A 17,969-nucleotide genomic window follows, 5' to 3' on the forward strand; every position below is an offset into this window, starting at 1 on the left:
ATTAAAGATGAATGAAAGTTATCTCTATGTTATTGTTGCCCTCTTGCCTTTAACTGCAGCGATGGTAATGTTACAATCCAATCCCTACCAAGCTTTAGTAATTCGCGGAGTTTTAGGGGCAATAGCCGCCCTAGTTTATGCTTTATTAGGGGCAGCAGATGTGTCTTTAACCGAAGCTTTAATGGGAACCATGTTAGCCGTAACTCTCTACGCGGTGGCGATTCGTTCCTCTTTAGTGATGCGTTTAGGAGTAATTGCCGAGGAAACCGATACAGTTTTAGAACAGTTAAAAACTCAACTACAAACGGTTTTAAGTAAACGTTTTATGCGTTTAGAATTAGTTGCCTACAGTGATAAACAAGCTTTGCAACAGGCACTTATGGATAAAGATATTCATGCCGTCTGTATCCGTCAAGACAATCCGGAAACTATCCCCTACGAAACCACAATTAGATTACCCTATCTCTACGATATTTTTAAAAATGAATTAACGGCAGCAAACACGATTTTAACTTGTATTGAAACCCCAAAATTAGAGGAGAAACACTAATGAAATGGATTTATACTCTAGCCGCCATTGCCTTCGCTGTCAAAATGGTAATTATTCCGAATACTGCTTCCTCTGTATCATCCTTAGAAATTGTTGAATCCCTGGTGCGCGACGGTGGTGTTCCTAATGCGGTTTCGGTGGTGATTTTCCGTAATCGTCTCTACGATACCATCTATGAAGTGATTGTTTTTACCATTGCCATTATGGGGGCAAATTTTCTTTTAGCCACCGAAAAACCCGTCAGTAAAATCCATCAATTTACTGACCAACCTTCAATTATTTTAGCCCGTTTAGGGGCAACAATTGCCGCTTTAGTGGGCATTGAATTAGCTATCCGCGGCCATTTAAGTCCGGGGGGAGGTTTTGCCGCCGGAGTCGCCGGAGGTACAGCAATTGGCTTAATAGCCATTACCTCGTCTCCTGAATGGATGCAAGCAATTTATCGCCGTTGGCAAGCGGCAACATGGGAGAAAATTTCCGTCTTAGTTTTTATTGTTTTAGCCGCTATTAGTCTCTCAGGATTTGAGTTACCCCACGGGGAATTAGGTGCGCTATTTAGTGGCGGCATTTTACCTATACTAAACATTTTAGTCGCCGTTAAAGTAGCTTTAGGTTCCTGGGCAGTAATCCTCGTTTTTATCCGCTATCGCGGTTTATTGTGAAGTGTAGATGGACAAATAGAAGAAAGTTGCTTAAAAAAGCTTGACAAAAGCCCTCAACTTGACATATACTTTCTAGTATAATGGGAATCCGTGCCTGCCTGCGAACAGCTATTTTTTTAAAGAAAAAAAGGAGTCAGGGAAAATCAAGACTCCTTAACTGAAGACAGTTTATTTATGGAATTGGTGGAGTAGGTTGCGAAATTCCGGAAAACTAATCTGATTATCGCGACCGGTATCGGCCTGCTTTGACATAGCTTCGATTTCCTTGTCTGTCACCCCCGGTTTGATCGCCTCAATACAAGCTTTCAAATCCTCAAGGCTAATTTGTCCCGAACCATCACTATCAAATAGACAGAATCTTGCCAATAAAATTCTTTCCTGTTGATCACGATCGCTCTCACTACTAAAAGATAGACGATCAAAGACCTGAAAAGCGCGGGCGATATTCTGCCATAATTGATGGGCCAGAGGACGATGGAGAATGGTTTCCTCCTCCTGACTGGTAATTCTGTACTGGCGACGCAAAGACTCGACAGTTTCCGTTTCTGCGGCCGGCAATTCCGTCAACAAATGCTTGATCGCCTCCCTGGAACCCTTACCGGTCAACACTTCCAGTAATTCCGATCCCACCTTGTGATCGGGGTCTTTTTTCCATGTCACCAACAAACTTTCTAACAAAGCATCGCGATAGCTCTGCAAACGCAACCAATCCTCGCGACTATACTGCTTTTCTGGATCGAGAAGTTCGGCCGATTCCACACTCAACTCTGTTAAAATTGCCTGATGTTCGGCCTCGGTAATCGTCAACTCTAAGCGCATTTGTTCTAGGATTTCGAGGCTGTGGCCGAAGTCAGTATATCCCTGCTCCAAAGCCTCTTTTAACACGGCTTTATAGGCTTTTAAACCCTTCTGGTGGGTGAAATCCGGCAGTATCTTGGCCAACACATAGACTTCATCCGCGTGCAAAGCATCCAGCGATCGCCGATCGAGATATTTAGCCGTATCGAGATCGAGTTTACCTAACTGTTTACGCAATCTTCCCGCTAGTCCTTCCCGTTGGTAAAGACCAGGATTTCTTGTCCAAGTGCGATGTAACCATAAACTACTCAAAACCGCCGGTAAAATACTAGCGAAATAATGCCAAAATTCCGGCAAAAGATTAATCCAAGGACGACCAGCGAAAATAAAGAAGAAATTGAAAATCAGAAAAGTTCCGACAGCAAAGACTCGATGACGGATAATTTCGGTCGGTAAGGGTGACTTTTGGCGGATTCTATAGACTTTGTAGGCATTTTCAACTTTTTTACCGAGAAAGTAACCCAAAAAAGTGCAGATTGCCAAAGTTAAGGGGACAGCTACCAACTTCGGAATCGCAATTGCCTGACCTGCAAGGTAAAAACCCGGTTTAAAGAGTGCTTCTAGTTGATTTTCGTCGTGCGCCCAAGCTCCAGAGAAATAATAGTCCCAATTGCCAGAATAGAGATAATAATAGATAGAATAGCCAAAAACTAAGCCAAAATAACCGTAATAAAGCCATTGGCGCTCTCTCTTAGTAATCCCATCCCAATAGGATCTTTCCGCATCGATATCGATACAGGGACTCTGACAGGCAACACAGGCACTTTGTTCGCTACCATCTTCCCGGACAATACGACACATAGATTGAGTAATCCCACCGCGACTGTCTTCGTGAGCGGTACTATTCAGTAAACCCCTCGGTTCACCGTAAATCCTTTCAACTGGACTCATGGGACAGAAATAGTTACACCAAGATTTGCCCCCATACCAATAACCAACAAAGATCGCCACTAGAATAGTAAAGATTAAAAAGCTGCCTAAGACTAAGCGATCGGAATTATCCAAGAGAATCCGTCCGCATAAACCCAAAAATAACAGACTTAATTGTAGATAGAGATAATTCCGAGCTAACCAAGAGTTTTTCGGCACTTTATAGATTTCATAGCGGACTTTTCCCGATTTATCGGTCTGTTTTTTCTGACGCTGTTTACCCAAAGCGCGCGGTATTTGAGAAAGAAAGGATAAAGGACAGATACGCCGCCAGAGTTCGTGACCGAAAACTAATAAGATAAAAATGCTACTAGGAACCACTATTCCCCAAAAAATCGGCGCACCTAACTGATAGGAGGATTGGGGTAGGCAAACTCCCTGGACTTTAATACACACATCGGGATCAACTCTCAGGGGACTAGCAAGATTATTGGGATCGGTTAATTGTGCCGAAATCGGGTCAAAAAACAGAGAAAATATCAGAATTAACCAAGCGATGGTTGCAACCCATCGCAGATAGTGCATCGAACGTTCGGGAATTTGTGCAAACATGGATCTGAGTAGTGACGTTGAAGAGACTTTTAAGCGAGATTAGGGGTTCAATCCTCGAATTCTCAAGCTTTTACTTTAATAGCGGCGAAAAACTCTACTTTTTGACAGACTACATCACCGTTTTCTACCCCCGAGGAAATTACCCTTCAGGCAGCAGGATGCGGCCTTGACAAATTAACAGTGATCCGGTAGGTGTGGGAAAATTGTCTTAAAATATTATCTACGCTGCTACTATCACTAAACTAGAACATTAAAGAGCGTATTGGCTTAATCCTTATAAAAAGTTAAAATTCTATGGCTGAAAGCTTGAACCATAAATCCGAAAAACCTTCTCCTCCTCCCGTCCCCCAAGAAAACCCTTGGCTAGAAGCAGTCAAAACCATTGTCACGGCTGGAATTTTGGCTTTTGGCATCCGCACTTTTGTGGCTGAGGCCCGTTATATTCCCTCTTCTTCCATGGAACCCACTCTCCAGATTAACGATCGCCTAATTATCGAGAAAGTTAGCTATCATTTTCAGAAGCCAGAACGGGGTGATATAGTGGTTTTTAGTCCGACAGCCGCTCTGAAAGCCCAAAATTTTCAGGATGCTTTTATTAAACGGGTGATTGGACTGCCGGGGGATAAGGTGGAAGTCAAAAACGGTCTAGTTTACGTCAACGGTAAAGCTTTAGCGGAAAAGTATATTGCCGAAGAACCTAATTATACTTTCGGACCGGTGACAGTTCCCCCCGATCAATATCTGGTTTTGGGCGATAATCGCAATAATAGTTATGATTCCCACGCTTGGGGCTTTGTTCCCCGGGAAAACTTAATCGGTCGCGCCGTGGTGCGTTTTTGGCCCTTCAATCGTCTGGGAGGACTTGACACCCCCGACGCTGCCACAAAATAGCATTAATGTCAAGAAAATTTAGTCATTCTCAATAAATTCTAGACATTCTCGACCGGTAAGGCCTCAACTTCTCTAGTATTGGTCTTCTCAATCCCGATCGAAATGACTAGAGATTTTTCATTATCATGAAGTACAGTGACTAATATCAGTTATCAGTTTTTTAGCCATCAGCTTGTTTCTCCCTCTTCCCTAAAACTGGAGACTTTGTATCTCACCACTATCAGAATTGCGACAATATTTGGAAAATTGTTTTAATTCTAGTTTTTTATAAATCGGGTCTGCTGAAAAAGTTTTTCGGTGGGGGTAGGAGTCAGGAGTCAGGAGTCAGTAGCCGGTCGTTTCAGGCTTTGTTGCCCTTGTTTTTTTCTTGCACTAACATCGGACTTTAACAGGTCAAAAGCTTTATTTTAAAAGGGTTTTACCATTATTCAGCAAGCCCTAAATCTAAATTTTCAATATTGCTTTGCACCATAGACAAATGATCAAGATCCAGTTGATCACTCTCAATATATTCTTTTGCGGTCATATCTTCTAAGCTTACTACTAAACCATCAGACTGAAAACGTCCAGATTGAGGTAATAAATTTAACCAGTTGTCTAGCCATTTGTCCCATCCAATACCATTATAGTCGTCCTGTTCTTCTTCACGAATAAAATAAAACGTAAGTTCAGGACTTTCATTATTCCACGAAGGTCTTGCACTAACTCTAATTTCTCGCAAAGCTCGTAAAGCTTCCCCCTCATCATTTTGTTTGCTATGCTTATCTTGCATCCGTTTTTGAAGTTTACTGACAAATTGAACAAAATCATCTGGAAAAGCAAAACGGAGTCTTTTTCTTGCTATCGCTTGTCTTAAGAGTCTTTTTTCTTGATCATTTACACAACCCTGTTGACGATTCCATTGTAAGATTAATGCTTTTTCGACTGTCATTACCCTATCGAGATCAGCTACTAAATTTAGTTTGGCAACTCCTTCAATGTAAGCGTATTGAGGTCGTCTGCCTTTTTTTATCTCACTAATTTTTTCAGCTTCAATTTCTACCAGAGGAACAACTTCTAGAAAAGGACGTTCACAACAAGAACGGACAACATCACAAGTTTGTGTAACAACAACTAGACCTTTTACTTCCGATTTTACAAGATCATTTTCTTCACCATCTTGCTTTGTAGAATCAGGTGTAAGAGGAAATTGAGGATTAAATCGATGAACAAACCACTGTTCTCCTAAAACAAAATCCCCTTGACACCATGTTTGTAACTCATTGTTAATGATATCAATCTGTTTGCTTTCCACTGCGATTTTGACCACTCCTCAATGTTTTAGCAGGTCTAGAACGTCCAACATCATGATGAATAGAATCTTGTAAAGCATCAATTAATATCTCTGGTGGTAAAGGCCTACGAAGCTCACTCTCCTCCTCAGACAAGGGTGTTAATTGCGGTCTTTTGGGTGGATTACCACGCCCAAGATTCTCTCTTACTTTATCATATTCTCCTGATATTAATTGGTCTAAAGGCAGTTCCCCATCAGCATTAGGATTCAATAATAACTTACGGTTAAGACTTGCACTTCCTCGATCAATATATCTAATCACTCCCAGTAATCTATTTAATTTCTCCTCATTATTACTAGATAGAGGCTGTCCACTTGCCCAAAAATGAATGCTTCGACGTGAAACATCAAATAGTTTGGCAACTTGCTCCCATGTTAGTCCACTTGTTTTTCTAAGTTCATTAATCGCTTTTTGACTATCTTGAAAAAGATGAGGATTGTGCTTCGGAATAACTATTCCGCTATTAGTTCTTTCTGAAATCGCTAGTAACTTTTGAGCGTCAAGACTACCAGAGCTAATGGTACTGGATTCCGCAATACCAGCAAACATTCTAAATGGTTTTTGAGGATTGATTGATCTAAAAGTATCAAGCACTGAGTGACTCATTGTTCACCTCCAAAGCGTCTTAGAAATTCTTCGGTTACTGACCATCGGAAAAAAGTATAAATTCTTTGAGAAAATCGTTTTGTATCCTCTAAAATTTTTTCAACGTTAAATTCTTGATTCTCTGAAATAGACATATCTAAATCAAGAAACCAACTCGGTTGCTCAATCGGTTCAAAGACATTTGGATCAAAAGTAGTGTTACCTGGAATCAATCCCCATCGTGCTAAAAGTGTCTCTTTGGTATCAGGTAACTGAAACAGAGATTCATTATAACTTTGCAGAATATGTTCTTGAAATGTTGACGCTGTAATATTTATCAGTTCTGATCTGACTAAATTAGAAATATTCTCTACATCAATACCCTCAATACGATCAACATATCTAATACCGATTCGCTCAACAAGGTTGGGTTGAATATGTTCATTAACCGCAGTTAAAACTTCTCTCATTCTCTCTAAAAAGTCCTGACGACTGACATACTTTGATGTGTCTAAGGCTACAAAATTAGATGCTAATGAGACTCGCCAATGATTATTGGCATCTGTAAATCGCCAGATAGCCTCAGCTTGAGATCTGACGGCATCTTTTTCTTGATTATCAAAAATTAATTGATAAGTTCGTTCCTGCCGTAACTTAGGATACTTTGTTCTAATAGCTTCCTGAAATGGAGTCACAAATTTCTTATCCTCAACGGCCAGAATTTGTGGGAACCGTACTTGTCCAAGCACACACACTAGAGGTGCATTAGTTAAGTGAACCTCTGGAGGAGTTGGATCGATCAGTGGATTGTTAATATCGACCACTTTGGACATTTTAGGCTATTTATCTCCTGTATTAAGCGTTTTTAGCTAATAGAACACAATAACTATCAAAAGAACTGTTCTGCATCTCCATTGTACGGCCAGACTGTGAAATAACCAGTGAAGTTTAAGAATTGCTATATTTCTCAACTTCCCCCTCTCTCACCAAGATGGAGTAGTTGATACTGCCATTAACCCACCCCATTCCGACAGAAAAGGGCTAAATATAAAAATTCCCCCTAGTTTTAGGGGGACTTCGAGCATCTATTTGAACATATTACTCACGGAATTGTCCTCATGGATGCGCCATATTGCCTCACCCAGAATCGGGGCAACCGGCAAGACTTTCAGTTGCGGGAAAAGATGTTCTTGGGGGACGGGAATCGTGTTAGTAACGATCACTTCCTCGACTATACCACTGGATAAACGCTCGATCGCCGGACCAGAAAAAACCGGATGGGTGGCACAAGCATAAACCTGTCGCGCCCCCTTGGCTTTCAGTAACTGCGCCCCTTGAGCGATCGTACCGGCCGTATCGATCATATCATCGACTAAAACCGCCGTTTTATCCTTAACATCGCCGATCAAGTTCATCACTTCCGCCACATTATGGGTTTGCCGGCGTTTGTCAATAATTGCTAGGGGAGCATCACTGAGTTTTTTGGCAAAAGCCCGCGCCCTAGCCACCCCACCCACATCGGGAGAAACCACGACGATATCGGGTAATTGTTTACTGAGAAGATAGTCCACCACCACTGGGGAACCATAGACGTGATCGAAGGGAATATCGAAATAACCTTGAATTTGGGCTGAATGCAAATCCATGGCCAACACGCGACTTGCCCCCGCTTCCGTGATCAGATTAGCCACCAGTTTAGCGGCGATCGATTCCCGTCCGGCGGTTTTGCGATCGGCGCGAGCATAACCATAATAGGGAATTACGGCGGTAATTTGTCGGGCAGAAGCACGACGACAGGCATCAATCATGATCAACAATTCCATCAAATGATCGTTGACGGGATTGCAACAGGGTTGAATTAAATAGACATCACAGCCGCGGATCGATTCCTGAATCTGGATGTACAATTCACCATCGGCGAAACGTTTACGAATCATCGGGCCCACATCCATGCCCAGATAACGGGCCACCTCTTGGGCAAGAGATACATTAGCGGATCCCGAAAAGAGACGGAGACGATTGCTGTCCGACGCGGCGGGAAACATCGGATGTCGCATCAAAGTAGCAGAATAGCTCACAGCAGATTCTTTACCCTCAAACTCAAGGCACTTTTTTCTATCATCTCAGTTTTGTTGAAAATCTGAGTGGATTTCTTTGTTAGCTCTCGCTCATAACCAATTGAGATCATCAACGTTTGGCTAACTTTTTCACCGGTAATTTACGCAGACGGATCGATTTCGGGGTAATTTCTACCAACTCATCCGGTCCGATGTATTCGAGGGCGCGTTCGAGACTCATATCCACGGGGGATTGTAACTGAACCAATTCATCCCCGGTGGCGGAACGATGGTTAGTTAACTGTTTAGTTTTGCAGATATTGATCTCCACGTCTTGGGGCCGGTTGCTTTCGCCGATAATCATGTTTTTATACACTTTTGTCCCCGGAGTAATAAAGAATACTCCCCGGTCCTCGGCGTTTTTGAGGGCGTAGAAAGTGGCGACTCCTTCCTCAAAGGCAGTAATCACGCCATTGTAACGGGTGGCTAATTCCCCGGAGAAAGGACGATATTCCAGAAAACTATGGTTCATAATCCCCTCACCGCGACTCAGACGGATAAATTCGCCTCGGAAACCGATTAAACCCCGGGCCGGAATCACGAATTCCAATTGAGTACGGCCATTGCTGCCCGTCTGCATATCCTGCATTTCCCCTTTCCGTTGGCCGAGACGTTCGATACTCGAACCCACCGCTTCTTCGGGTACATCTAAAACGAGGTATTCGTAGGGTTCGCAGGGTTGACCGTTAATTTCCCGATAGATAACTTGCGGCTGCGATACTTGGAATTCGTAGCCTTCCCGACGCATGGTTTCGATGAGAATGCCTAAATGCAGTTCTCCCCGTCCCGAAACTAGGAATTTCTCGGCAGAATCACTTTCTTCCACCCGCAGAGCGACGTTAGTTTCTAATTCTCGCATTAGACGATCGCGAATTTGCCGCGAGGTGACAAAAGTGCCTTCCTGACCGGCAAAAGGAGAATCGTTCACCGAGAAGGTCATTTGTAGGGTCGGTTCATCGACTTTAATTAGGGGTAAAGCTTGCGGGTCATCGGCTAAAGTTACCGTTTCCCCGATGTTAGCGTCGGCAAAACCAGCCACGGCGACGATATTACCGGCGCTGGCCTCGTTTAGTTCCACCCGTTTGAGACCCTCAAAACCAAGAAGTTTTGTTATTTTACCCTTGACAATCGCGCCCGTATCCTTTACTAAAGCCGCCTGTTGACCAGCTTTAATTACGCCGTTGTGGATGCGGCCGATAACGATGCGTCCTAAGTATTCTGAGTAATCGAGGGTGGTTACTTGCAGCTGTAGGGGTTTGTTAACGTCCCCAGCCGGTGGTGGAACGTGGTGTAAAATCGCCTCAAAGAGGGGCTGCATATCTTTGTTTTCCTCTTCGAGACTTTCTTTGGCGAATCCTTGCATCCCCGAAGCAAACAGAGTAGTAAAATCACATTGGTCGTCATCGGCCCCCAGTTCCACAAACAGATCGAAAACTTTGTCCACGGCTAGGTTAGGATCGACGTTAGGGCGATCGATTTTATTGACCACGACAATCGGTCTTAATCCCTTTTCTAGGGCTTTTTTCAGCACAAAACGGGTTTGGGGCATCGGCCCCTCGTTAGCATCGACAATCAGGATACAACCATCTACCATACCTAAAACCCGTTCCACTTCGCCACCAAAGTCGGCGTGACCGGGAGTATCGACGATGTTAATCAGGGTGTCTTGGTAACGAACGGCGGTGTTTTTGGCCAAGATGGTGATACCGCGTTCTCTTTCGAGGTCATTGGAATCCATGACGCAGGTGGGTACATCTTCCCCTTCTCGAAAGATTCCCGACTGTTTGAGGAGTGCATCGACGAGGGTGGTTTTCCCGTGGTCAACGTGAGCAATGATAGCAACGTTACGGATAGGCAGAGACATAAAATATTGAAGTAGTTTTAGGTTTATTTTTACAAGTAAACATTTCTTAATAATTCTAGCTTAGACTGACCAGCACCGTTAGCAAATCTTTATTTTTCCTTGGTTTCCCATCAGCAAGCTCTACTGCTTACTGTTGACAGACACAACAACAGGCCTCCCAAACCCTAAGCAAGCAACCCACCCTCGGAGGAGTCCAGACGATAGAAAAGACGACTGGAGGCGGGGGGTAGGGGTAAATTGAAGCTAGAGTGAAAATCCTCTTGCACTTTGTAGGTTAAGCGGGGGGAAACTTGGCGAACAATTTGCGTCAACAGTTTATCACCGGTTTTTTGGAGAATGGAACGGGGAATTTTATAAACAAACTTGGGAAACTTAACCATAACATCCATCTGTAGTTCCCAGGTGACTTGGGTGATAACCGCCGGAATATCCCGTCCCCGTTGCCGAAAAATTGCCTGAATTTCCCGACTAGGAGAAGATAGCGGCATTTCCTCTAGTTTCATAATTGCCTGATAATCCACTAGATAGCCCAAAAACGGTTGATCGGGAATGGGGACACTGCGAGTATGATAGACTCCATTGACGGGAGGATCAAGAACTACAGCAATCTTCGGCTCTAGTTCATAGCCAAAAGCTCCATATTTACCGATGGTGATAATATAACCATTGTCACCGAAGGGCAGAGTTTTCATCGGTTCGGCACAACGACAAAACCAACCTTCGTGAGCGCGGAGATAATCGGCAACCTTGTCCTGATTGCTATACATATCCATGCACCCGGCAAAATGGGTTTGAAAACCGAGAAATTGATTGTCTTCTTTGACTTCTACAGATTCGAGAGCTAGGGAGTTAATGGGGGGATGCTGCATGACTTAAAACCTGGAAAATGATAGTGCTAGAAACAGTTGGGGATTAACTGCCAAAGGATCAGGGAAATTTGTAGAATTGAGATTAGTGTAACGTATTGTTAAAAACCATGAGGTCAAGAAGCGATGAAAGCATTTGTAGCAGGAGCTACGGGGGAAACAGGACGGAGAATAGTTGCCCAATTAGTCGAACGTCAGATTCCCGTACGCGCTTTGGTGAGAAACCCAGAGAAAGCGGCAGAAATTTTGCCCGCAGGGGTGGAAATCGTCGTCGGAGATGTCCAACAGGCCGATAAGTTAGAGGCACTAATCGCTGATTGTAGCGTTTTACTATGCGCCACGGGAGCCAGACCGAGTTTTAATCCCACGGAACCTTTGTTAGTAGATTACTTGGGAACTAAAAATCTCATCGATGCCGCAAAAAAGAAAGGAATCGAGCATTTTGTTCTTGTTACTTCCCTCTGTGTATCCAACTTTTTCCACCCCCTCAATCTATTTTGGTTAATTTTATTCTGGAAAAAACAAGCGGAAGCCTATTTAATCAATAGTGGCTTAACCTATACGATTGTGCGACCCGGCGGCCTTAAAAATGAGGATAATCTTAATGCAATTAAAATGTCATCCGCCGATACCCTTTCTGAGGGCAATATTCCCCGCACGAAAGTGGCTTCCGTTTGCGTAGAATCCCTATTTTATCCCGCCGCAAAAAACAAAATTCTCGAAATTATTGCTCCCTCAGATGCTCCCAATCTCGATTGGACTCAATTGTTTCAAAGTGTCACCTAAACAGTAATCAGTGATCAGTAATCAGTAATCAGTAATCAGGGATAAAGATGAAGATAAATAAATAAATAATTAATTAAGTAGGTGGGTGGAATTAAATATAAGATGAACGTAGTTGGGTTGAAGGATGAAACCCAACCCCCGCATGGGTTACGAAGTGCGCTAACCCATCCTACAAATAATTGTGCCTCCCTAATTAATTAACTTAGGCTCTCCTAGACAGCTTATAGCAAATTAGTAGTTTAAATGAGCCTAAACCCTTAAATAGCCTGGAATCCAACAAAGCAAAAAGCTTTTTTTATTAAAATTGCTTTTTTTAATTCTGGTGAGCCTTACTTGGCAAGGCTTGCGTCGGTTATTTTCTGCTAATATATCATAACTACTCTAGAAGAGTTTTAACTTAAAACTTACATCTGATAACTGGTAACTGATAACTGATAACTGATAACTGGTAACTGATAACTGATAATCCGTTAACCTCTTAACCAGTCAAATAATTGACCGAGGGTGATTTGAAAATTCGTCGCGAAAGCGGGGACGGGTAAAAGAGCATTTTCTGATTCAAAAATAGCGATGGTTTTATCACTAAAATAAACAAAGATAATTTCTTCTTCAGGGTCGATTAACCAACCCATTTGAGTGCCGTGATCTAGACAATAAAGGATATTTTTAACAACTTTAGTCTGATTTTGGTCAGGAGAGAGAATTTCAATCAGCCAGTCAGGAGCGATCGCAAAAGTATTTAATACTTTTCCCTCGGCATCGCGGGGAATATTTTCCCAGAGAAAAACTGAAACATCAGGAACTAGAGAACGACTGCCAAAAGTACAACGCAATTCAGGATAGGCACGGGCAATTTGTTGGGGTTTTAGACTGGCGTTAATAGCCGGAACTAAATCACCTTGAATAGTGCTATGTTTACCTTGAGGCATGGGTTTAGGAATAATTTGACCATCAATAAATTCCTGGGAGGGTTTAGTTTCTGGTAATTGCAGAAATTCCCTTAGTGTCAGGGAATTATTAACAGTTACAACCATAAAATTTTTTTGTTGATCGTTATGATCGTTAATTTTATCGCAATTTCTCCAAGCAGAGAAGATCAAAAACAGTTATATAAAAATGTCCGTCATATCGCCGGGACAGGGTTGGGTTTGGTGGTAGTACAAAAATGCGTGGAACTACACGGAGACTCGATCGAAATTGCTATTATCCCTAGTAATGGAACCACTGTCACGATTCTATTACCGAAAGTGACCTGAAAATAAAATCATTATATGCTAAAAGTTTTGAACGATATGGCGGAATTTTTCAAGCGTTGTCGCGGCCCAAATCGGCTTAAGCAATTAGCGCTGCTTTTTCTCCTGTGTCTAGCTTTCGTTGTCTGTAGTCCTAAAACGGCCTCAACTACGCCGGACAATTACATGACACTAACCCCCACAGCATTGACCAATAAGCTAGGCAATCCACTTTACCAACTCAGCCTTTACGGTAACGGGCAGTTAATCGCCGCTTACATGACCGTCGCGGGACGAGCGCATACTCAAAATTATAATCGCCATCAAGCTGGGACAGAAGCACCCTTGCCAGACGGGAAATATCGGGTAGCCAGAGAGCCTGTTCCAGGAACAATTCCAGAAGCAGGAGATCGTTTCCTCCCCGTACAGCCTTTGTTTCGGACTCGTCGTTCAGCTTTGGGCATTCACTACGATCCGTCCTTTGAAAAACCCAATGGCGAAGACGGGACATCAGGGTGTATCGCCCTGACCAACCGAGCGGATCTCGACCAGGTGTTGAATTACGTTCGTACCTATCGACCTCAATATCTCGAAGTTAATATTCAGTAATTCACTCACTTACATTCTATGTAATCGTAAATTTTCGGGTCTTCCACTGGTTTTAACTCTGGACGAGGACACCACTGATTAATATTGACTGCCTTAGCTTTATTCTTCATCTCTTGCGGTACTTGCGGTATTTGCTGATTAGCCTCTTGCGTATTCTTGTAATTAATCACGGCTGGATAGAAATACTTTCCCTTCTTAAAAATTGCTAAGTTGTGCCGTAATTTTTTAAACTTATCTTTGAGTATTTCTATCTTATCTTGAGCCTTTTGGGGGCTATCTAATTGAGCAGAAATTATAATGGCTCCTGGGCCGCCATCCATTATTTCTCCTCTCTTACAGTCATAATAACTTACACCTAGTTCAACTCCTGTATTTTTCCTCCAGTCGGGACGACACCACTCTTGAAGATTAACGACAAAAGAGCCTCTGGAATATTCACCATCAATTATATTTCTCGCTTCATCAGCATCAGTTTTAGATTTAAATAAAACAACGCTTGCATACCAGTTTCTCCGCTTAAATAAATAATTTTCTTTTTGATATTGTGGGAATATTTGAGGAAGTTGGTCTGTTTCATTGTTTGCTTTTTTAATGTCCTGCTCTGAACTATAAACTACTCCATAGGAAAAAGCTGGATCTGGTTTATCTTGAGAAGATGCCAAGGGAGCAAGACATACACTTAACATTAAAATAGTTGAGATTAAACGGTAGTAATATTTCATCTAAATCTCTAGCTGTAAGTTTTAAATGTTTATTTAGATTAGTCTAGATTTTTCTTAAGATTTTGCTCAGTTGGTTTGCACCATCTATCGGTTTTGGTGATCCTAGAATTAGTGTTAGGGTTTTGAAAATCGGTTAATTTCAACCAAGTGATTTGATTTTTATCATCTTCTGTATTTTCAAATTCAGTTCTTTTATTTCCCTGACTGTAACAAACATTCTGGAATTTTGATGATGTACTAATTGTTATATTTTTAAGCTTAGTATTGTAGAAATTTGACTTATCCAAAGTAGCACCTGAAAAATTTACCTTTTGCAGAGTAGCAGAACTAAAAATGGATAATGTCAAGTCTGCATTTATTAAGCTTACATCAGTCAGATTAGCTTTTGTCATATCGGCTTTGTAAATTTTTACTCCATTCATATCGACATCTTGTAATACTAGATCTTGTAAATTAGCGCGATCTAATTTAATTTCTGGGTTGGGTTTGTTTATCAAGTTTGATTCAGCCAGATAAGTGATAACTTTCCCTTTTCTTGGGCCATCTAATTCATCTAAAACAGCTAGTGTTAAAGCTCGGGCAATAGCTTGAGACTCTGGTGACAATTTAGGTTGATTTTGATCCAGCGATGGAGAGCCAGTTGGCTTATTATTAGATTTTGGCAACGTTTTTTCTGCGAGAATTAAAGTTTGCATCTTGGAGAAATAATCTTTTAAAAGTTCTTGCTGTTTTCCCTCTTTAGCTCTTTGCTTGTCTCTAGTTTCAGAAGCAGAATTTAAATAGAAAGCACCAAAAGCTAACATCAAAGGGACAATCAATAATTGTAACCAATCCCAAAAACTTTTTTTCTGGAAGCCAGACCATTTAAAATTTGATATCCAGTTTGATATGATGATTACAAGCAATATACTAAGCGAGATTAACGCCCCTGAAAGCAGCCCTTTTATCCAGGGTTTATCACTTCCCAATTCATCGCTTATCAGAGCCATAGCAACGACTATCCAAAACACAAATATAACCAAGAATATATATACCCAATTTTTTCCTTTCTCGAAGAAATCTCTAATTATATTATGTTTAAGTCGCGGTGATTGCTGCTTCAGATAGCTAGCAAAATCTATATCAATTGGTTCACTATCTTTGTCTGTTCCAGCTTCGTCATCAGTGAATATCAGAAAAGCTAGAGCTTTGCCATTTATTTTTTTTTTCGATGAATTTTTTGGCAAATCATTCAACCATCTTAAGGAATACTTTAGTCGTTCAATAATCTCATCGCTTTCAAAGAGCGAGTAAATCCCAGGAACTCCTCTGATATCAAGATTGCGATGTTCGATAATATCATGTTCGATAATATCATGTCGTTTTAGTATTTGCAGTTCCTTAGCTTCTATCGTTCCTATGTTAAAGAAGTGTGTATTTGATAAGCCGATTCCGTAATGCCAAAGTTCCTTCTCTTGTTCCCACCATTTGACAAGCTTGCCATAGTATTCACTATCTGGATTAACGGTTTCTTCAATGCGTATAATTAATCGTGCGATTTCTGAAGCTGTCATAAATATCCTTAGTGGTGCAGAAAACCCATGAAAGACTGGCTGTACAAGGAGTCCGAATTAGATAGCGGGTTGGCAGGAGGAAAAACTTTATGAGATGCTTAAGTTCCGCAACTAAAAGACATCGCTAGGTCAGCCTTTATCTTTGTATCTTAAACTATTTGAACAACTAAGTCAATCAGGGTAAGCGCTTCTTAACAATCCTTGACAAAATGAACTTTATGTGGGTTGCTTATCCCATTTTTCTTTATTTGTGGCCGGCATCCTACACGCTTTTCCCTTTCTGGGAGAGGGGTTGGTTATGAGGGTAATTAACCATCTCTGCCATTACTTTAGAAAAATGGTATTATTGCCTTTTGTCAACGGGGAAGTCCAGATATTCAGCCAACCCTCAATACATCGGAGCGAGAATTATTCTCAATGAGAGGAAAACTTCCAAAGAAGAAATCAGGAAAGACCTCCCACACGGGCATATTCTAAAATTGACTGGCTGAGAGCATCGCGATCATCGCCGGTGAGGTAATAACTCCGGCCGCCGATATCATTGAGAAATCGCAGTAGGGCAAGACAAGCAGACTCTAGATCCGCCCGGTGTCGGGCAGCCGCTAAAGCTTGTTCAGAGGTGGCATAAACTAGGCGATCGCTAATTCCTTCCCTGCCATCCACTCGCCAACATTGAAAAGAATAACCCTGCATTTCTAGGATCAATTCAATCTGCCAGCCGTGATAGTCAAATCGCGTGTAAATCATGTCAAGCTGCCCCTTGTAGGAGAGGAAAGTCACAGGTTTGACCGCTCTGATTGTCTAGAAGTCCCGCACCTGTCTAACTCTCTAACCTAACGGCTGATTATGGAAACCCCCTGCAAACTTCGTGCAGATTTCGTGCAGAAATAATTTTGTCCACTGTCCCAAGGCAGATATTACCTTAAACGATAACCAAGACCGTGAACGGTTTCAATAAAGTCTTCCGGCGCGCCCAGGGATTTTAGCTTGTGACGAAGACCGCGAATATGGGAAGTAACGGTTTCCTCGGCCGGAGAATCGTCCAAAGACCAAACTCGCTCAATAATACCCGATCGACTTAAGACCCGGCGCCCATGGCTAACAAGTAATTCTAAGAGCGCGAATTCCTTGGGGGTGAGGGAAAGAAGTTGACCGTTATAGCTGGCCTCGTGGGTGCTGGGATTTAACTGCAAACCCCCCCAAGATAATAAAACACTGCTGGTGCTGCTACCGCGTCGGATCAAGGCCCGAATCCGCGCCATTAATTCACCTAAATCGAAGGGTTTAGTGACATAATCATCGGCCCCTGCGTCTAATCCGTCAATTTTATCGATTACTGTATCCCTTGCGGTTAATAATAGGACGGGAACGGTGGCGTTTACCGAGACGGGATGATGGGATTGCGCTCGTCGCAGACGTTGACAGAGCAAAGTTCCGCTTAATTTTGGCAGGGTGACATCGAGAACTAAAAGGTCATATTTGCCTAATTCTAGCCAATTCCAGCCTTCTTCTCCGTCTCTAGCCACATCGACAACGTATTGTCGCTCGCTCAAGGCCTCTCGCAAAATCTCGGCTAGTTGCATATCATCTTCTACTACTAAAATTCGCATGGTCTAGAGATGGAGTAAGCTGGAAATAGTGTCAGTTAACTGCTGATGAATTGGCTCAAACAAGGAAAATGGATCGCGGGAGGTTTCGGGCTAACTGTCTTATCGAAAATTTGGGTTAAAACCCCGTCCTTTTAGGACGGCTTTAAGCTACAATGGGAAAAGCGATAACCAAGCTAAAAACTGAACCTTGACAACAGATAGTAGGGGGTTTCGTTCAGAAAAGACTTCAAATTCGGCCTTGAACGAGT

At 42.3% G+C, this 17,969-nt stretch carries 18 protein-coding genes; 6 read left to right on the top strand and 12 right to left on the bottom strand.

Going from position 1 to position 17,969, the window contains the following annotated elements; all coding sequences use genetic code 11:
* Window positions 1-7 precede the first annotated feature (7 nt).
* Entirely contained in the window at window positions 8-550 is a 543-nt protein-coding gene (locus BGL89_RS19815) for a DUF4040 domain-containing protein (protein WP_046662752.1), read from the top strand.
* On the top strand, window positions 550-1,212 hold the full coding sequence (locus BGL89_RS19820; protein WP_286827240.1) for a Na(+)/H(+) antiporter subunit B: 663 nt from the start codon (window positions 550-552) through the stop codon (window positions 1,210-1,212). The genes BGL89_RS19815 and BGL89_RS19820 overlap by 1 nt, the downstream gene beginning before the upstream one ends.
* A gap of 168 nt (window positions 1,213-1,380) precedes the next feature.
* Here the strand turns inward: BGL89_RS19820 and BGL89_RS19825 are convergent, their stop codons facing one another.
* Window positions 1,381-3,552, bottom strand: a complete 2,172-nt coding sequence (locus BGL89_RS19825; RefSeq protein ID WP_286827242.1) for an EF-hand domain-containing protein — start codon at window positions 3,550-3,552, stop codon at window positions 1,381-1,383.
* Between the two features lie 294 nt (window positions 3,553-3,846).
* Between BGL89_RS19825 and lepB the strand changes: the two genes are divergently transcribed.
* Window positions 3,847-4,443 carry a signal peptidase I gene (gene lepB / locus BGL89_RS19830; RefSeq protein WP_286827243.1) on the top strand — a complete coding sequence of 199 codons (597 nt, stop codon included), beginning with the start codon at window positions 3,847-3,849 and terminating at the stop codon, window positions 4,441-4,443.
* 424 nt (window positions 4,444-4,867) lie between these two features.
* Here lepB and BGL89_RS19835 read toward each other — a convergent pair whose 3' ends face one another.
* From BGL89_RS19835 to BGL89_RS19860, 6 genes are all read right to left on the bottom strand, one after another.
* Complete coding sequence (locus BGL89_RS19835; protein ID WP_286827244.1) at window positions 4,868-5,737, bottom strand: hypothetical protein; 870 nt, start codon at window positions 5,735-5,737, stop codon at window positions 4,868-4,870.
* On the bottom strand, window positions 5,718-6,383 hold the full coding sequence (locus BGL89_RS19840) for an XRE family transcriptional regulator (RefSeq protein ID WP_286827245.1): 666 nt from the start codon (window positions 6,381-6,383) through the stop codon (window positions 5,718-5,720). The genes BGL89_RS19835 and BGL89_RS19840 overlap by 20 nt, the downstream gene beginning before the upstream one ends.
* Complete coding sequence (locus BGL89_RS19845) at window positions 6,380-7,195, bottom strand: TIGR04255 family protein (RefSeq protein ID WP_286827246.1); 816 nt, start codon at window positions 7,193-7,195, stop codon at window positions 6,380-6,382. The genes BGL89_RS19840 and BGL89_RS19845 overlap by 4 nt, the downstream gene beginning before the upstream one ends.
* 252 nt (window positions 7,196-7,447) lie before the next feature.
* Window positions 7,448-8,419, bottom strand: a complete 972-nt coding sequence (locus tag BGL89_RS19850) for a ribose-phosphate pyrophosphokinase (RefSeq protein ID WP_079207867.1) — start codon at window positions 8,417-8,419, stop codon at window positions 7,448-7,450.
* Between the two features lie 130 nt (window positions 8,420-8,549).
* Complete coding sequence (typA, locus tag BGL89_RS19855; protein WP_286827247.1) at window positions 8,550-10,343, bottom strand: translational GTPase TypA; 1,794 nt, start codon at window positions 10,341-10,343, stop codon at window positions 8,550-8,552.
* A 164-nt stretch (window positions 10,344-10,507) separates the two neighbouring features.
* Window positions 10,508-11,212, bottom strand: a complete 705-nt coding sequence (locus BGL89_RS19860) for a DUF1997 domain-containing protein (RefSeq protein ID WP_286827248.1) — start codon at window positions 11,210-11,212, stop codon at window positions 10,508-10,510.
* A gap of 123 nt (window positions 11,213-11,335) precedes the next feature.
* Between BGL89_RS19860 and BGL89_RS19865 the strand changes: the two genes are divergently transcribed.
* Window positions 11,336-11,995 carry an SDR family oxidoreductase gene (locus tag BGL89_RS19865; protein WP_286827249.1) on the top strand — a complete coding sequence of 220 codons (660 nt, stop codon included), beginning with the start codon at window positions 11,336-11,338 and terminating at the stop codon, window positions 11,993-11,995.
* A gap of 470 nt (window positions 11,996-12,465) precedes the next feature.
* Here the strand turns inward: BGL89_RS19865 and BGL89_RS19870 are convergent, their stop codons facing one another.
* Entirely contained in the window at window positions 12,466-13,029 is a 564-nt protein-coding gene (locus tag BGL89_RS19870; protein WP_286827251.1) for a Uma2 family endonuclease, read from the bottom strand.
* Between the two features lie 21 nt (window positions 13,030-13,050).
* On the opposite strand from BGL89_RS19870, the gene BGL89_RS19875 reads away from it, so the two are divergent.
* Window positions 13,051-13,251 (top strand): ATP-binding protein, encoded by a 201-nt coding sequence (locus BGL89_RS19875; protein ID WP_286827253.1) that lies wholly within the window; start codon window positions 13,051-13,053, stop codon window positions 13,249-13,251.
* Window positions 13,252-13,413: 162 nt separating this feature from the next.
* A complete protein-coding gene (locus tag BGL89_RS19880; RefSeq protein WP_286827255.1) occupies window positions 13,414-13,836 on the top strand; it encodes a L,D-transpeptidase in 423 nt (140 codons plus the stop codon).
* 5 nt (window positions 13,837-13,841) lie between these two features.
* Here the strand turns inward: BGL89_RS19880 and BGL89_RS19885 are convergent, their stop codons facing one another.
* The 4 genes from BGL89_RS19885 to BGL89_RS19900 all read right to left on the bottom strand — a co-directional run bounded on the left by BGL89_RS19885 (window position 13,842) and on the right by BGL89_RS19900 (window position 17,721).
* Window positions 13,842-14,558, bottom strand: a complete 717-nt coding sequence (locus BGL89_RS19885) for a hypothetical protein (protein ID WP_286827257.1) — start codon at window positions 14,556-14,558, stop codon at window positions 13,842-13,844.
* 38 nt (window positions 14,559-14,596) lie between these two features.
* Entirely contained in the window at window positions 14,597-16,111 is a 1,515-nt protein-coding gene (locus tag BGL89_RS19890; protein ID WP_286827258.1) for a pentapeptide repeat-containing protein, read from the bottom strand.
* 444 nt (window positions 16,112-16,555) lie between these two features.
* Window positions 16,556-16,858, bottom strand: a complete 303-nt coding sequence (locus tag BGL89_RS19895) for a hypothetical protein (RefSeq protein WP_286827260.1) — start codon at window positions 16,856-16,858, stop codon at window positions 16,556-16,558.
* A gap of 170 nt (window positions 16,859-17,028) precedes the next feature.
* Window positions 17,029-17,721 (bottom strand): response regulator transcription factor, encoded by a 693-nt coding sequence (locus tag BGL89_RS19900; protein ID WP_286827262.1) that lies wholly within the window; start codon window positions 17,719-17,721, stop codon window positions 17,029-17,031.
* Window positions 17,722-17,969 lie beyond the last annotated feature (248 nt).

The organism is Microcystis sp. LSC13-02, from assembly GCA_002282935.1.
Taxonomy (GTDB): Bacteria; Cyanobacteriota; Cyanobacteriia; order Cyanobacteriales; family Microcystaceae; genus Microcystis.

What these genes read in the sequence shown, in the direction of transcription:
- BGL89_RS19815 (WP_046662752.1), top strand. Translation starts at nt 8, where the DNA reads ATGAATGAAAGTTATCTCTATGTTATTGTTGCCCTCTTGCCTTTAACT.
- BGL89_RS19820 (WP_286827240.1), top strand. Translation starts at nt 550, where the DNA reads ATGAAATGGATTTATACTCTAGCCGCCATTGCCTTCGCTGTCAAAATG.
- BGL89_RS19825 (WP_286827242.1), bottom strand. Translation starts at nt 3,552, where the DNA reads ATGTTTGCACAAATTCCCGAACGTTCGATGCACTATCTGCGATGGGTT.
- lepB (WP_286827243.1), top strand. Translation starts at nt 3,847, where the DNA reads ATGGCTGAAAGCTTGAACCATAAATCCGAAAAACCTTCTCCTCCTCCC.
- BGL89_RS19840 (WP_286827245.1), bottom strand. Translation starts at nt 6,383, where the DNA reads ATGAGTCACTCAGTGCTTGATACTTTTAGATCAATCAATCCTCAAAAA.
- BGL89_RS19845 (WP_286827246.1), bottom strand. Translation starts at nt 7,195, where the DNA reads ATGTCCAAAGTGGTCGATATTAACAATCCACTGATCGATCCAACTCCT.
- BGL89_RS19850 (WP_079207867.1), bottom strand. Translation starts at nt 8,419, where the DNA reads ATGCGACATCCGATGTTTCCCGCCGCGTCGGACAGCAATCGTCTCCGT.
- typA (WP_286827247.1), bottom strand. Translation starts at nt 10,343, where the DNA reads ATGTCTCTGCCTATCCGTAACGTTGCTATCATTGCTCACGTTGACCAC.
- BGL89_RS19860 (WP_286827248.1), bottom strand. Translation starts at nt 11,212, where the DNA reads ATGCAGCATCCCCCCATTAACTCCCTAGCTCTCGAATCTGTAGAAGTC.
- BGL89_RS19865 (WP_286827249.1), top strand. Translation starts at nt 11,336, where the DNA reads ATGAAAGCATTTGTAGCAGGAGCTACGGGGGAAACAGGACGGAGAATA.
- BGL89_RS19870 (WP_286827251.1), bottom strand. Translation starts at nt 13,029, where the DNA reads ATGGTTGTAACTGTTAATAATTCCCTGACACTAAGGGAATTTCTGCAA.
- BGL89_RS19875 (WP_286827253.1), top strand. Translation starts at nt 13,051, where the DNA reads ATGATCGTTAATTTTATCGCAATTTCTCCAAGCAGAGAAGATCAAAAA.
- BGL89_RS19880 (WP_286827255.1), top strand. Translation starts at nt 13,414, where the DNA reads ATGACACTAACCCCCACAGCATTGACCAATAAGCTAGGCAATCCACTT.
- BGL89_RS19885 (WP_286827257.1), bottom strand. Translation starts at nt 14,558, where the DNA reads ATGAAATATTACTACCGTTTAATCTCAACTATTTTAATGTTAAGTGTA.
- BGL89_RS19890 (WP_286827258.1), bottom strand. Translation starts at nt 16,111, where the DNA reads ATGACAGCTTCAGAAATCGCACGATTAATTATACGCATTGAAGAAACC.
- BGL89_RS19895 (WP_286827260.1), bottom strand. Translation starts at nt 16,858, where the DNA reads ATGATTTACACGCGATTTGACTATCACGGCTGGCAGATTGAATTGATC.
- BGL89_RS19900 (WP_286827262.1), bottom strand. Translation starts at nt 17,721, where the DNA reads ATGCGAATTTTAGTAGTAGAAGATGATATGCAACTAGCCGAGATTTTG.